Origin of the sequence: Actinomadura sp. (genome assembly GCF_044508335.1) — a bacterium.
Classification (GTDB): Bacteria; Actinomycetota; Actinomycetes; order Streptosporangiales; family Streptosporangiaceae; genus Spirillospora.
In genome coordinates this window covers 5,322-19,494 of record NZ_JBIQHY010000051.1, presented here as the reverse complement: position 1 = coordinate 19,494, position 14,173 = coordinate 5,322, and the positions used below count along the sequence as shown (strand labels likewise).

Annotated in this window: 15 protein-coding genes; 10 read left to right on the top strand and 5 right to left on the bottom strand. The window is 72.5% G+C overall.

All coding sequences use genetic code 11. The features are described from left to right. Positions 1–47: 47 nt before the first annotated feature. Positions 48–791, top strand: a complete 744-nt coding sequence (locus tag ACIWVC_RS18640; protein ID WP_396454371.1) for a dienelactone hydrolase family protein — start codon at positions 48–50, stop codon at positions 789–791. A 26-nt stretch (positions 792–817) separates the two neighbouring features. Then, positions 818–1,096 (top strand): DUF6295 family protein, encoded by a 279-nt coding sequence (locus ACIWVC_RS18635; protein WP_396452969.1) that lies wholly within the window; start codon positions 818–820, stop codon positions 1,094–1,096. A gap of 130 nt (positions 1,097–1,226) precedes the next feature. On the opposite strand, the gene ACIWVC_RS18630 is transcribed toward ACIWVC_RS18635, so the two are convergent. Beyond that, positions 1,227–2,660, bottom strand: a complete 1,434-nt coding sequence (locus ACIWVC_RS18630; protein WP_396454370.1) for an amidohydrolase family protein — start codon at positions 2,658–2,660, stop codon at positions 1,227–1,229. A 241-nt stretch (positions 2,661–2,901) separates the two neighbouring features. Here ACIWVC_RS18630 and ACIWVC_RS18625 point away from each other — a divergent pair, with 241 nt between their 5' ends. Genes ACIWVC_RS18625 through ACIWVC_RS18605 form a run of 5 tightly spaced genes read left to right on the top strand, consistent with a single transcriptional unit; the run spans position 2,902 to position 7,076 of the window. Next, positions 2,902–4,080 carry a CaiB/BaiF CoA transferase family protein gene (locus tag ACIWVC_RS18625; protein ID WP_396451779.1) on the top strand — a complete coding sequence of 393 codons (1,179 nt, stop codon included), beginning with the start codon at positions 2,902–2,904 and terminating at the stop codon, positions 4,078–4,080. After that, positions 4,073–4,891 (top strand): citryl-CoA lyase, encoded by an 819-nt coding sequence (locus ACIWVC_RS18620; protein ID WP_396451781.1) that lies wholly within the window; start codon positions 4,073–4,075, stop codon positions 4,889–4,891. Before ACIWVC_RS18625 ends, ACIWVC_RS18620 begins: the two co-directional genes overlap by 8 nt. After that, a complete protein-coding gene (locus ACIWVC_RS18615; RefSeq protein WP_396454369.1) occupies positions 4,884–5,747 on the top strand; it encodes an extradiol ring-cleavage dioxygenase in 864 nt (287 codons plus the stop codon). The genes ACIWVC_RS18620 and ACIWVC_RS18615 overlap by 8 nt, the downstream gene beginning before the upstream one ends. After that, positions 5,744–6,106 carry a hypothetical protein gene (locus tag ACIWVC_RS18610; RefSeq protein ID WP_396451785.1) on the top strand — a complete coding sequence of 121 codons (363 nt, stop codon included), beginning with the start codon at positions 5,744–5,746 and terminating at the stop codon, positions 6,104–6,106. The genes ACIWVC_RS18615 and ACIWVC_RS18610 overlap by 4 nt, the downstream gene beginning before the upstream one ends. Before the next feature lie 4 nt (positions 6,107–6,110). Further along, entirely contained in the window at positions 6,111–7,076 is a 966-nt protein-coding gene (locus ACIWVC_RS18605) for a zinc-binding alcohol dehydrogenase family protein (protein ID WP_396454368.1), read from the top strand. Here the strand turns inward: ACIWVC_RS18605 and ACIWVC_RS18600 are convergent. The 4 genes from ACIWVC_RS18600 to ACIWVC_RS18585 form a co-directional block, all read right to left on the bottom strand. Beyond that, positions 7,054–7,863: an IclR family transcriptional regulator C-terminal domain-containing protein gene (locus tag ACIWVC_RS18600; RefSeq protein WP_396451788.1), complete on the bottom strand. Its 810-nt coding sequence runs from the start codon at positions 7,861–7,863 to the stop codon at positions 7,054–7,056. The genes ACIWVC_RS18605 and ACIWVC_RS18600 overlap by 23 nt on opposite strands. A gap of 207 nt (positions 7,864–8,070) precedes the next feature. Further along, positions 8,071–8,523: a MaoC family dehydratase gene (locus ACIWVC_RS18595; RefSeq protein WP_396451790.1), complete on the bottom strand. Its 453-nt coding sequence runs from the start codon at positions 8,521–8,523 to the stop codon at positions 8,071–8,073. Next, positions 8,520–9,410, bottom strand: coding sequence for an amidohydrolase family protein (locus ACIWVC_RS18590; RefSeq protein WP_396451792.1), 891 nt, complete (start codon positions 9,408–9,410; stop codon positions 8,520–8,522). The genes ACIWVC_RS18595 and ACIWVC_RS18590 overlap by 4 nt, the downstream gene beginning before the upstream one ends. Next, the gene (locus ACIWVC_RS18585; protein ID WP_396451793.1) at positions 9,407–10,315 is read right to left on the bottom strand and encodes an SDR family NAD(P)-dependent oxidoreductase; all 909 of its coding nucleotides are present in this window, start codon (positions 10,313–10,315) and stop codon (positions 9,407–9,409) included. Before ACIWVC_RS18585 ends, ACIWVC_RS18590 begins: the two co-directional genes overlap by 4 nt. Before the next feature lie 120 nt (positions 10,316–10,435). Here ACIWVC_RS18585 and ACIWVC_RS18580 point away from each other — a divergent pair, with 120 nt between their 5' ends. The 3 genes from ACIWVC_RS18580 (at position 10,436) to ACIWVC_RS18570 (ending at position 14,001) form a co-directional block, all read left to right on the top strand. Continuing rightward, a complete protein-coding gene (locus ACIWVC_RS18580; RefSeq protein WP_396454367.1) occupies positions 10,436–11,344 on the top strand; it encodes a PaaX family transcriptional regulator C-terminal domain-containing protein in 909 nt (302 codons plus the stop codon). Between the two features lie 32 nt (positions 11,345–11,376). Then, positions 11,377–12,642 (top strand): pyridoxal phosphate-dependent aminotransferase, encoded by a 1,266-nt coding sequence (locus ACIWVC_RS18575; RefSeq protein ID WP_396454366.1) that lies wholly within the window; start codon positions 11,377–11,379, stop codon positions 12,640–12,642. Positions 12,643–12,786: 144 nt separating this feature from the next. Further along, positions 12,787–14,001: a cytochrome P450 gene (locus tag ACIWVC_RS18570; protein WP_396451799.1), complete on the top strand. Its 1,215-nt coding sequence runs from the start codon at positions 12,787–12,789 to the stop codon at positions 13,999–14,001. Positions 14,002–14,173 lie beyond the last annotated feature (172 nt).

Sequence of the window (14,173 nt, the reverse complement as noted above, 5' to 3'; positions counted from 1 at the left end):
GCACGCCTGAAATCCGAACCACCGGCAGAAGGGAGCCCTGACGGTCGATGAACGACGCGATGTGGGCCGGAACCGTCACCATCACCGGGCACGAGGACGCCGAGCTGGAGGCGTATCTCGCACGCCCGCTGAGCGACGCCCCGCGCGGCGGCGTGGTGCTGATCCACCACCTGCCCGGCTACGACTCCGGCACCAAGGAGTTCGCCCGCACGTTCGCCGCGCACGGGTACGCCGCGGTCGTGCCGAACCTGTACTCGCGCGAGGGCGCCGGGGTCAGCCCCGACGACCAGGCCGCCGCCGTCCGCGCCAAGGGCGGCGTGCCGGACGAGCAGCTCGTCGGCGACGTCGCCGGGGCCGCCGCGTACCTGAACTCGCTGGAGCACGCCAACGGGAAGATCGGCGTCATCGGGCACTGCTCGGGCGGGCGGCAGGCGTTCCTCGCCGCCTGCGAGCTGGACATCGACGCCGCCGTCGACTGCTACGGCGCGTTCGTCGTCAACGCCCCGCCCGCGGACTCGCCGCTCAACGCGCGGCCGGTGCTGTCGAAGGCGCCGAATCTGTCGTGCCCGCTGCTCGGCCTGTTCGGCGAGGACGACAAGTTCCCCGCGCCGGACGAGGTCGCCGCGCTGGACGCGGAGCTGACCCGGCTCGGCAAGGAGCACGAGTTCCACATCTACCCCGGCGCCGGGCACGCGTTCTTCGCCGTCGAGCGGCCCGCGTTCCGGCCCGCCGCCGCCAAGGACGGCTGGGCGAAGATCTTCGCGTTCTTCGGCCGCCACCTGAGCGCCTGACCCGGGCACCCGAGAGGAGACACGCCATGTGCACCTACCAGACCGTGAAGGTGGCGCTGGACGGCGCGGCGAAGGGCGCGAACGGCTGGTTCACGCTCACCGACGGCGCCGTCTACGTCGACCACCCGTACCACGCCTGCCACGAGCACACGGTGAACATCGACTTCACCAACCCGGGCGACGGGCCGTCCGCGCGCGTCGCCGTCGAGCTGACCGAGGAGGCGGCGCTGGCGCTGGTCGACGCCGTCCAGCGGGCGCTGGCCGCCGCGCCGCCCGGCCTCGCGTCCGGCCGCGGCGCGGCCTGACCGGCCGCCGCCCGCCGGTGCCCGCGCCGCCGCCCCGGCTCCTCTTCAGGGTCCGGCGAGTCCCCGTCTCACCGCGTTCCCTCTCTCACCGCGTTCCCTCTCAACGCGTTCCCTTTCACAGGGGCGTTTCTCACCGCGAGCGGGTGACGTCGCTGCGGAAGTCGGTGTAGGTGTACGGGTTGTCGAGGATCTTCGTCTCGGGGATGTCCGGGTTCATCCCCGCCAGCCATGCCTCCTCACCCATCGACGAGCGCAGGTACTCGACGGTGGCCTCGACCTCGCGGCGCGCGGCGGCAAGGTCGGTGTCGACGAGGCGGTGGTCGTGCTTGACCACGCGGCCGTTGACCAGGACGGTGTGGACGTCGCCGCGCTGGGCCTGGAACGCGACGTGCCCGTAGGGGTTGAGGACGGGGAACGACACCGGCGAGTGGTCGTTCTTGATCAGGACGACGTCGGCCTTCTTCCCGGGCGCGAGGCAGCCGAGGTCGTCGCGGCCGAGCGTCGCGGCGCCGCCGCGGGTGGCCCAGTCGACGACCTGGTCGGCGCGCAGGCTGCAGTGGGTGACGGTGTCGCCCTTGGCGTGCGCCTCCAGGTGCATGCGGCAGCGGTCGGCGCCGAGCGTGGTGCGCATGGCGGAGAACAGGTCGCCGCTCCACCACACGCTCGTGTCCATCGACAGCGAGACCGGGATGTCGTGGTTGCGCAGCACCCAGGTGGGCGGGTAGCCCTGCCCGGCGCTCTGCTCGCTCTCGGTGGACACGGAGATGGACCCGCCGGTGGCGGCGATGCGGTGGTAGGAGTCGGCCGACAGGGACGCGGCGTGCACGTACACGGTCTCGGGCGTCATGAACCCGTGCTCGTGCATCTGCTTGATGCCCTCGTCGCTGGTCGCGCCCCACACGCCCGCGTGCGTGGTGACGGGGACCCCCAGGTCGCGGGCGACCTCGAAGGCGGGCTTCTCCGGGAAGGACGGGTCGCCGAGCACGTCGAACGCGATCTGGAAGCCGAGCATGTCGCCGCCGGCGAGCTTGCCCGCGAGGGCGCGGAACTCCGGCGTCGCGGTCCATTCGGCGGGCGGCGCCTGGATGTTGCCGTAGGCCAGGACGAACCGCCCGGGCACCGAGCGCAGCGCGTCCACGGCGGCGTCGGCGTGGTCCGGGGTCTGCAGGCCGTGCGACCAGTCGACGACCGTGGTGACGCCGGCGTCGATCGCCTCGATCGCGGCGAGCAGGTTCCCGGCGTGGACGTCCTCCGGCCGGAACCGCTTGCCGTGCTCCAGGTAGTACCAGACGAAGTACTGCGTCAGCGTCCAGTCGGCGCCGTAGCCGCGCATCGCGGTCTGCCACATGTGCCGGTGGGTGTCGATCATGCCGGGCATGACGATGCCGCCGGACGCGTCGATCTCGGCGGTGCCGTCCGGTACCGGGAGATCCGGGCCGACCGCGCTGATCGCGTCGCCCTCGATGAGGACGTCGGCGCGCTCCAGGACCTCGCGTCCGTCGGTCATCGGCAGCACCGTGCCGCCGCGCAGCACCAGGGGACGCCCCGGCTCGAACTCGGTCATCTTCGTTCTCCTCGTCTCGGGTCCCGACCGCCGGGAGCAGCCACGGACTGATGTCCGCTCTACGGTCAAACCTGCATATGGCTACTCTCGTCACAGGTAGTCAAAGTGTCAACCACTTGACCGCAACGGATATGTACGTGCCAGAATCGGAGTGACGGACGACTGTCCGTTGAACGGACGAGCGTGGACGAGCACGTGGAACGGCACGTGGGCGGGCACGTGGAACGAGCAAGGGAGCCGGATGACTGACGACACCACACGCGGCGGGCCGCTCTCGGGGGTGCTGGTGGCGGACTTCTCCCGGATCCTGGCCGGCCCCTACGCGACGATGCTGCTGGCCGACCTGGGCGCGGACGTGATCAAGGTGGAGGGCCCGGGCGGCGACGACACCCGCACCTGGACGCCGCCCGCGCGCGGCGACGCCGCGACCTACTACCTCGGCGTCAACCGGGGCAAGCGCTCGATCGCGCTCGACCTGCGGGACGAGGAGGACGCCGCCGCCGCGCGCGAGCTGGCGCGCCGCGCCGACGTCCTGATCGAGAACTTCAAGCCGGGCGGCCTGGCCCGCTTCGGCCTCGACTACGACTCCGTGCGCGCCGCGAACCCGGGCATCGTCTACAGCTCGATCACCGGGTTCGGGTCGGGGGCGGGGCGCAAGGTCCCCGGCTACGACCTGATGGTGCAGGCGATCTCCGGGCTGATGAGCCTCACCGGCGACCCGGACGGCCCGCCGTACCGGGCGGGCATCTCGGTGTTCGACGTGATGGCGGGCAACCACGCCGCGATCGGCATCCTGGCGGCGCTGCGGCACCGCGACGCGACCGGCCGGGGCCAGCTCGTCGAGGTGAACCTGCTGTCGTCGGCGCTGACGGGGCTGGTCAACCACAGCTCCGCCTACGTCGCCGGCGGCACCGTCCCGTACCGGATGGGCAACGCGCACCCCAGCGTGTTCCCCTACGAGCCGCTGCCGACCGCCGACAACGACCTGATCGTCACGGCCGCGAACGATCGCCAGTTCCGCAAGCTGTGCGAGGTGCTCGGCATCCCGGACGTCCCGGACGACCCGCGGTTCGCGACCAACGCCGACCGGACCGCCAACCGCGCGGAGCTGCGCCCGATCCTGGTGGAGCGGCTGAAGCGGCGCGGCGCGGTCGAGTGGTTCGAGCTGCTGGTGGACGCGGGCGTGCCGAGCGGGCCGATCAACACGATCGACGGCGGGTTCGCGATGGCGGAGCGCTTCGAGCTCGACCCGATCGTGGTCGTCGGGGAGGGCGACCACGCGGTGCCGACGACCCGGCACCCCATCCGCTTCTCCGAGACGCCCGCGACGTACCGCCTTCCGCCGCCGGAGCTGGACGAACACGGCGCCGAGCTGCGTAAATGGCTGTCCGAGCCGCAGGAGGACGACGACCGTGGCTGACCGACCCGAATACCCCACCGCGCTGGGCGCGTCCAGCCGGGAGACGATCACGCTGCTGGGCCGCGACCTCGCGAAGGACGTGATGGGCGAGGTCGGGTTCGGCGAGCTGGCGTTCTGGCTGGCGACGCAGCGGCGGCCGTCGCCCGGCGAGACCAGGGTCTTCGAGGCGGTCCTGGCCGCGCTCGCCGACCACGGCTTCACGCCGACCGCGATCGTCACCCGGCTGACGTACCTGTCGGCGCCCGACTCGGTGCAGGGCGCGCTGGCCGCCGGGCTGCTGGGCGGCGGCTCCCGGTTCCTCGGCGTCACCGAGGACACCGGCCGCTTCCTGCACGGCGTGCTGGCGTCGGCGGACGGCGGCCTGCCGGCCGACGACGCGGGCTGGGACGCGCTGGCGCTGCGGACCGTCCAGGCGGAGCGGGAGGCGAAGCGGTTCATCCCCGGCCTCGGCCACCACGTCCACAAGGACGGCGACCCGCGCACCCCCCGGCTGATGCAGATCGCCGCCGAGGAGGGCCTTTTCGGGCCGCACCTGTCGCTGTTCGCCGCGATCGGCCGCGTCCACCCCGAGGTGCTCGGCCGGACGCTGCCGCTGAACGGCGCCGGCGTGTGCGGCGCCGCGCTCGCCGACCTCGGCCTGCCGCTGGAACTGCTGCGCGGGTTCGCGCTGCTCGCCCGCACCGCCGGGCTGATCGGCCAGCTCGCCGAGGAGCTGCGCCGCCCGGTCGGCAACGAGATCTTCCTTTCGGTGGACCTCAACAACCGGTCCGTCGCCCCCGACCCCTACACCCCCGGAGACCGTCATGGCTGAACTGGTCGCTGTGATCGCTTCGACCCACCATCCGTTCTACTACCGCGCCAGCACCTCGACCGGCGAGGACCGCCCCGACTTCGCGGACGAGTGGGTGCGCAAGGTCGAGGCGTTCCGCGAGACGCTGACGAAGGCCCGCCCGGACGTCCTGGTGATGGTCGGCTCCGACCACTTCCACCAGCTGTGGCTGGACAACATGCCGCAGTTCCTCATCGGCAAGGCGCCGTTCTACGACGCGAACTGGTACAACGAGGAACGCGAGTTCGGGCTGCCGCGCATGCTGTTCAAGGGCCAGGAGGACCTGTCGGCGTACCTGCTGCGCGAGGGCATGGACGCGGGCTTCGACCTCGCGTTCTCCAACGAGCTGCGGATCGACCACTCGATCACGTGCCCGATCATCACGCTGCGCCCGCAGAACGACCTGCCGATCGTCCCGGTCTACACCAACATCTTCGCGCCGCCGCTGCCGCGGCCGAAGCGGTTCGTGCAGCTCGGGAAGACGATCCGGGAGCTGGTCGAGTCGTGGCCGGGGAACCAGCGGGTCGCGGTCATCGGCACCGGCCACCTGTCGCTGGAGCTGGGCGGCCCGCGCCAGTTCGGGCCGCACGGCCCCGACCCCGAGTTCGACGCGAAGGCCGTCGAGTGGATCTCGACCGGCGACATCGAGGGCTGCCTGTCGGAGGTCACGCTCGACAGCCTGCACGCGCCGGGCAACGCCACCCACGGCTTCATGGACTTCATGCTGATGATGGGCGTGGCGGGCGAGGGCCGGAAGGCCGACTACGTCGACACCTACGACCTGTTCCACACGATGGAGGCCTACTTCACCTGGTACCCGAACGGAGCGGCCAAGTGAGCAAGTACCTGCTGAACAAGTTCCTCTACACCGTCGACCGCGACCCGGAGCTGGTCGAGCGCTACCGCAACGAGCCGGAGGCGACGGTGGCGTGGTGGGAGGACGAACAGGCCAACCGCATCATCAACTGCCACGGCTGCGAGTCGTCCACCTGGCTGCGGTTCGAGGACGAGGAGCGCGCGGCGCTCGCCGGGCACGACTACCCGAAGCTGTTCGAGCTGGGCGCGCACCCGTTCCTCACGCTGACGCTGTTCATCGCGATGTTCGAGCGCGACCACGACGAGCCGCTCGGGTTCCAGCTGGAGTACGCGCGGCGGCTCGGGCACTTCTCGCTCCCCTACCCCGACATCGCGACCTGAGCCGATGCGCGCCGCGGAGATCAGGGAGTGCGGGCGTCCGCCCGCGGTGGCGGAGCGGAAGCCCCCCGTGCCGGGCGACGGCGAGGTCCTGGTGGACGTGCTCGCCGCGCCGATCACACCGCTCGACCTGCTGTGCGCGACCGGGACGTCCTACTTCGGGACGCCGGCGACGCCGTACGTGCCGGGCGTCCAGGGCGTCGGGACGGCCGGGGGCCGGACGGTCTGGTTCCCGAGCCCGGCCGGGATGGCGCCGGGCGACGGCAGCATGGCCGAGGCCGCCGCCGTCCCGGAGTCCTCGCTCGTCGAGCTGCCCGAGGGCGCCGATCCGGTGCAGGTCGCGGCGCTCGGGCTGTCGGCCGTCGCCGCGCACATGGCGCTGGTCTGGCGCGGCGAGCTGTCCGCCGGGGAGCAGGTCGTCGTGCTCGGCGCGGGCGGGGTCGTCGGGCAGGCCGCCGTGCAGCTCGCCCGGACGGCGGGCGCGCGGCGCGTCATCGCCAGCGCCCGGTCGCCGCAGGCCCGGGAGCGGGCCGCGCGCGCCGGGGCGGACGCGGTCGTGCCGCTGGACACCGCGGACGCCGCCGAGCTCGCGCGGCGGTTCGCCGACGCCGCCGACGGGCCCGTGGACCTCGTCCTCGACCCGCTGTTCGGCGCCCCCGCGGCGGCCGCGGCCCGGGTGCTGCGCCCCGGCGGGCGGCTGGTCAACCTGGGCAGCTCGGCGGACGAGACGTGCCCGATCGAGTCGTCCACCATCCGGGGGAAGTCGCTGCGGCTGCTCGGCTACACCAACAACGAGCTCTCCGCGGCGCAGCGGGCGTCGTCGGTCGCGTTCATCGCCGCGGAGGCCGCCGCCGGGAGGCTCGCCGTCGCCCACGAGACCGCGCCCCTGGAGGACGCGGCGGCGGCGTGGCGGCGCCAGCGGGACGGCAGGGCCGAGGGGCGGATCGTGCTCACCCCGCGGCCGGCCGGGTGACCTGGGGGACGGTCTCCAGCCGGGCGAAGTCGGCGCTGATCTCCCCCGCCGTGTGCAGCAGCATCGGCAGGTACTCCTCCAGGAGCTGCTCGACGGGGGTCTCGGCGGCGTGCGTGTTGACGTTGATGCCCGCGATGACCTTGCCGGAGCCGTCCCGCAGCGGCGCCGCGACCGAGCGGATGCCGCGCGCGAGCTGCTCGTCGGTCAGCGCCCAGCCGCGCGCCCGCACCTCGCGCAGCTCCGCGTCCCGCTCGGCCTTGGTGAGCTGGACGCGGGGCTCCAGGCCGGAGCGGCTCGGCTCGGCGAGGATCCGGTCGACCTCGGCGGGGTCGAGCGCGGCGAGCTGCACCTTGCCGAGCGAGGTCTGCAGCGCCGGGAACCGGGTGCCGATCTGCACCGCCAGCGCGACGATCTTCGGTACGGCGACGCGCGCGACGTAGACGATGTCGGACCCGTCGAGCTGCGCGATCGAGCACGACTCGTTCGTCTTCGCGACGAGCCGCTCCATGTGCGGGCGCGCCACCTCCCACAGGCCCATGGACCGGACGTAGGCGACGCCCAGGTCGAGGACGCGCGGGGTGAGGGCGTAGCCGCCGTCGGCGGCGCGCACGTAGCCGAGCTCCTGCAGGGTGAGCAGGATGCGGCGGGCGGTCGGCCGGGCCAGCCCGGCGGCCTCGGCGACCTGCGCGAGCGACATCACGGGCCGCCGCGCCTCGAAGGCGGTGATGACGTCAAGGCCCCGGGCCAGCGCCTCGATGAAATCCGGTCCGGTGCCTTCCCGTGGCATCGATCATCCCCTCGCCCGCCGTGCTGGATCACTCGTTGTCCATCATACGGACAAGTGACCGGAGTTCCGCGACCCGCCCCGTCCGGGCAGGCCGCGGGTCTCCCCCCGGCAGGGGACGGGGGCGGGCGGCCGGGAACGAACGCACAGCGGACAGCGGACAGCACGATCGTGCCGGTGACGGGACCAGCGGCGCCGCCCGGCCGCGGGTCAGGGGTGGAAGCGGAAGATCGCCTGGAGGACGCAGGCGGGCTTGGCGTGGTTCTCGATCTCGACCGTCAGGTCGGCGGTCACCTGGACGCCGCCGGCGATGTCCGCCACGTCGGCGAGCGATCCGGACAGGCGGATGCGGGAGCCGGCCGGGACGGGAGCGGGGAACCGCACCCTGTTCAGGCCGTAGTTCACCTTCGTCGTGACGCCGGTGACGTCGAGCAGTTCCGTCCACAGCGGGATGACCAGCGACAGCGTCAGGTAGCCGTGCGCGACGGGGCCGCCGAAGGGTCCGTCCTTCGCCCGCTCCGGGTCGACGTGGATCCACTGGTGGTCGCCGGTGGCGTCCGCGAACATGTTGATGCGGGCCTGGTCCACCTCCAGCCACCGGGTGGTGCCGAGCGAGCCGCCGGCCAGGCTCTTCAGGTCCTCGTACGCGACGGTCGTGCTCATGCCTTCTCCTTGCTGCCGAGGCCCAGCGCCCGGACGGCGTTGTCCTTGAGGATCTTGGGGCGGACGTGCGGTTTGATCTCCAGCGCGTCGAAGTCCCGCCGCCACCGGTCCGGGGTGATCACCGGGTAGTCGGAGCCGAACAGGACCTTGTCCTGCAGCAGCCCGTTGGCGTAGCGGACGAGCTGCGGCGGGAAGTACTTCGGCGACCAGCCGGACAGGTCGATGTAGACGTTCGGCTTGTGCGTGGCGACGGCGAGGGCCTCGTCCTGCCAGGGGAACGACGGGTGCGCCATGATGATCGTCAGGTCGGGGAGGTCGACGGCGACGTCGTCCAGCAGCATCGGGTTCGACAGGCCGAGCCGGATGCCGCCGCCGCCCGGCATGCCGGCGCCGATCCCGGTCTGCCCGGTGTGGAACAGGGCGGGGACTCCGTGCTCGGCGGCGACCTCCAGCAGCGGGTAGGCGCTGCGGTCGTTGGGCGCGAAGCCCTGCAGTGACGGGTGGAACTTGATGCCGCGGACCCCGTGCTCCTCGATCAGCCGGCGGAACGTCCGGGCGCCGGCCCGCCCCTTCGCCGGGTCGATGCTCGCGAACGGGATGAGCACGTCGGGGTGCTCGGCGGCGCGGTCGGCGATCTCCTCGCTGGAGATGGCCGGATGGCCGGTGGCGTTCTCGATGTCGACGGTGAACACGACCGCCGCCAGGCGCCGCTCCCGGTAGTAGGACGCGATCTCGTCGATCGTGGGGGTGCGGTTGGCGTCCGCGCCGAAGTACTTCGCGGACGCCTCCATGAACTCGTCCGGCAGCGAGAGGTGCCCGTGCAGGTCGGACTCCACGTGGACGTGGACGTCGACGGCCTCCAGCGCGTCCAGGTCGAGGCCGCTCATCGCGGCTGCTCCTCGGGGAGGTTCTCCCCCACGGTCTGCTCGTGCTCGGCGAAGACCGTGGGCCAGGCGGCGGCGATGTCGTCGGCGCTCCACCCGCCGTCCCGGTAGGCGGCGACGGCCTGGGTCGGGTGCGTCCACAGGGAGAGCCGGTCGCCGCCGACGCCGATCGCCTGCCCGGTGATGCCGGACGCGGCGTCCGAGGCGAGGAAGGCCACCAGCCCGGCGGCGTCCTCGGGCGTGCCGAAGGCCAGGGCGCGGCGGGCGAACGACGGCATCTCCTCCCCGCGGCGCATCGCCTCGACGTACGGGGCGAGCGCGGGGATCGTCTCGGTCATCGCGGTCGCCGCGACCGGGACGATCGCGTTCACGGTGACGTCCGCGCGGGCCAGCTCCATCGCCCAGGTGCGGACGAACCCGACGATCCCGGCCTTGGCCGCGGAGTAGTTCGTCTGCCCGAAGTTGCCGCGCTGCCCGGCCGGCGAGCCGACCAGGATGAGCCGGCCGCCCTCGCCCTGCTCGCGGAACCGGCGCGCCGCCGCGCGGGCGCAGGTGAACGTGCCCTTGAGATGGACCTGGACCACCGTGTCGAAGTCGTCGTCGGTCATCTTCCACAGCACGCGGTCGCGCAGGACGCCGGCGTTGGTCACCATCACGTCCAGCCGGCCGAACTCCGCCACCGCCCGCCCGACCAGGGCGTCGGCGGTCTCGGCGGGGCCGACCGCGGCGGGGTGCGCGACGGCCCGCCCGCCCGTGTCGGCGATCTGCTCGGCCGCGGCCTCGGCGGCGGCCGCGTCCGCGTCGTTGACCACGACCGCCGCGCCCGCGCGGGCGAGTTCCGCCGCGTAGGCGAGGCCGAGGCCGCGCCCGGCGCCGGTCACCACCGCCGCCTTCCCGTTCAGCTCCATGGGCACCCTTCCGATCCGCTCGTTCCCTAGAAATTAGATTCACTACTGTCGTGCGTCAAGATTTCATCGAATAACCTTGGTCACGGCGGGAGGGCGGCGCGGCATGGTGAGATGTCCCCGATGACGACGCTGCACACGACGGGACACCACGGGGACACGACGGCGACCGGAGGGACGGGCATGATCGCCGAGCGGGACGCGTCCGCGGGCGCACGGGGGCGGCGGCGCGCACCGCAGCAGCTGCTGTTCAGCTTCCTCGGCTCGCTCGTCCTCGACCGCGACCTGCCGCCGATCAGCTCGCGGGTGTTCCTGCACCTGCTGGAGGACCTCGGGGTCGCGGAGGCGGCGGGCCGCGCCACGCTCGCGCGGATGACCCGCAAGGGGCTGCTCGCCCGCGTCCGGGAAGGGCGCACCGCGCGGTTCTCGCTCACCCCGTGGGCCGAGGATCTGCTGCGCGAGGCGAGGCCGCGGGTGCGGTCCCCGCAGCCGTTCACCCATCCGGGCGGCGAGTGGACGCTGCTCAGCTACTCCATGCCGGAGAGCCGCCGCGACCTGCGCCACCAGATCCGCGCCCGGCTGATCTGGGCCGGGTTCGGCGGGCTGCGGGACGGGCTGTGGATCGCGCCCGGCCGGGTCGACATCGCCGCGATCTTCGCCGGGCCCGAGTTCGCCGAGCTGGGGGAGCTCGCCGACGCGTTCTACTCCGTCCCGGTGGAGGGCACCGACGTGCCCCGGCTGCTGCACCGGGCGTGGGACGTGGAGGCGATCCGCGCCGAGCACGAGGCGTTCCTCGCCACCTGGACGGCCGACCGGGAGCGGCGCGGGCGGCCGCTGTCCCGGCTGACCCTGCTCGGCGCCGACTGGCTGCAGCTGCTGCGCACCGACCCCGGCCTGCCCGCCGAGCACCTCCCCGGCGGCTGGCCCGCGCCCGCGTCCACCGCCCTGTACCGGGAGCGGTTCGCCGCCCTCGAACCGGACGCGGCGGCGCAGCTCCGCAAGCTCCTCGCCGACGACGCCGGGCGCCGCTGAACCCCGCTCCGCGCGGGCGCGTACCGTCTTTCGTGTCCACGGAGCCGATAGATCCGAGCCTGCTGCGCAAGAACGCGCACAGCCCGTCCTTCTTCGCCCTCCAGCGGGCCTCGTCCGGCCGCCACGACCTGGTCGACTTCTGCATCCCGTGCAATCCCTACTTCCCGACGCCGGGCATGTTCTCCCAGCTCGCGGGGTCGCTGGAGCAGATCCTGAAGTACTACCCGAGCGACGCCGACACGATCACCGCGGAGCTGTGCTCGACGCTCGGGCACAACCCGCAGACGGTCGTCATGGGCAACGGGTCCACCGAGCTGATCACCTGGATCGACCACCTGCTGGTGCGGGAGAGCCTCGCCACCCCGATCCCGACGTTCGGCCGCTGGACGGACCAGCCGCTGGAGACCGGCAAGCGGGTCGACATGTTCCAGCTCCACGAGATGCGCGGCTTCGAGTGCAACGTGGACGAGTTCGTCCACTTCGTCCGGGCGCGCGGCTCGCGGGCGGCGGTCATCTGCAACCCCAACAACCCGGACGGCGGCTACGTCCCGCGCCGCGAGGTCGTCCGGCTGCTGGACTGCCTCATCGACCTGGACCTCGTGGTCGTGGACGAGTCGTTCCTCGACTTCGTGGACGCCGAACCGCACACCAGCGTCGCCGACGAGGCCCGGATCCGCCCCAACGTCATCGTGCTGAAGAGCCTCGGCAAGAACTTCGGCCTGCACGGCATCCGGTTCGGCTACCTGGTCGCCAACCCCGCGCTGGCGCGGACCGTCCGCGCGGCACTGCCGAAGTGGAACCTCAACTCCTTCGCCGAGGTGGTGGTGTTCCTGCTGCGCGAGCACGGCGCCGAGTACCGGGAGAGCCTGCGGCTGCTGTCCCGCGACCGGATGCTGATGGCGCAGCAGCTGGCCTCGCTGCCCGGGCTGAAGGTGTTCCCGTCGCAGGGCAACTTCATCATGGTCAAGCTGCCGGACGGCAAGGACGGCGTGGCGCTGCGGGACCACCTGATCGCGCATCACGGCGTGTTCGTCCGGGAGTGCGGCAACAAGCTCGGCTCGACGAGCCAGTTCCTGCGGCTGGTCGTGCGGCCGCAGGCCGACGTGCAGCGGCTGCTGATCGGCCTCGGCTCCTACCTGTACGGGCAGGCCGCGGACGCCCCGCCCGACAACGTCGTCACGCCCGGCCACGGGTGGGGCGAGCCGGCCGCCGCGGGCGCCGAGCCGGACCCGGCCGGCCGCTACACCGATCTCCCGCACACCGAGTCCCGAACTGAGGATTTCCGCGCCGCCATTTAAGGAAAGGCCGAAAAAGGGAATCCGCGGGCAATCCGGCGAGATGATCTAGCGGGCGGGCGCGGTGCGCCGTACGTTGGCTGCATTGTCCGTCCGGGAGCCGCCCCCTTTACGGTGCGCTCCGACGCGTCCGCAGAGAGGGCCGCAATGGAGAATCCATTCGTCATCGACCCGTCCGGCAGCGATGTCCAGGGAGAGGCCGCGAAACTGCGGGCGCGCGGCCCGGTGACGCCGGTGGAACTGCCCGGCGGCGTCGTCGCGTGGGCGGTGACCGGCCAGGAGCAGCTCAAGCGGCTGCTGGCCGACCCGCGGGTGTCGAAGGACCCGAATCTGCACTGGACGAAATGGATCGACGGCGAGGTCGGCGAGGAGTGGCCGCTCAGCCTGTGGGTCTCGGTGAAGAACATGTTCACCGCCTACGGCGAGGCGCACCGCCGGCTCCGCGCCATCATCTCCCGCGCGTTCACCCCGCGCCGCACCGAGGTGCTCCGGCCGGACGTCGAGCGGATCACCACCGGGCTCATCGACGGGCTGGCCGCGTCCCCGGACGGGCGCGCCGACCTGCGCGAGGCGTTCGCCTACCCGCTGCCGATCGAGGTGATCTGCCGGCTGTTCGGCGTCCCCGACGCGACCCGGCCGAGCCTGCGCCGCTGCGTGGACGGCATCTTCAACACGGCGCTGACGCCGGAGGAGGCGCTCGCCAACCAGGCGGAGATGTACGGCATCCTGCAGGAGTTCGTCGCGTTCCGGCGCCGCGAGCCCGCCGACGACCTGGCGGGCGTGCTCATCTCCTCCCGCGACGAGGACGGCTCGCAGCTCAGCGAGACCGAGCTGGTCGACACGCTGATCCTGATGATCTCCGCCGGGCACGAGACCACGGTGAACCTGCTCGACCAGGTGATCACCGCGCTGCTGACGCACCCGGAGCAGCGCGCGCTCGTCCGGTCCGGCGAGGTGCCGTGGACCGAGGTGATCGAGGAGGCGCTGCGCTGGCAGGCGCCCGTCGCGAACCTGCCGCTCCGCTACGCGGTGGAGGACATCGACGTCGACGGCGTCACGATCGGAAAGGGCGAGGCGATCCTCGCCGCCTACGCGGCCGCCGGCCGCGACCTTTCCCTGCACGGCGACGACGCCGACCTGTTCGACATCAGGCGGGCGAACAAGGAGCACATCTCCTTCGGCCACGGCGTGCACTTCTGCGTGGGTTCGCACCTCGCGCGGATGGAGGCCGAGATCTCGCTGCCCGCGCTTTTCGGCCGCTTCCCCGATATGGAGTTCGCCGTCGACCCGGCCGAACTCCGCCCGGTCGAGTCGTTCATCTCCAACGGCCACCGGGCGCTGCCGGTGGTCCTCAATTCCTGAGCCTTTCGCCAGGCATTTTCCCGGTCCGCTTCCGGAAGCCCCGGAAACGCGCGGCGCAGCCCGATGATTCGTCGCCCGACGATTCGCCGCCCGACGAGCCGCCGCCCGACGAGCCGCCGCCGGGCGGTCCGTCAGCCGGCGTCGCGGCGCGCCTTGGCCCGGCGCTTGCCCT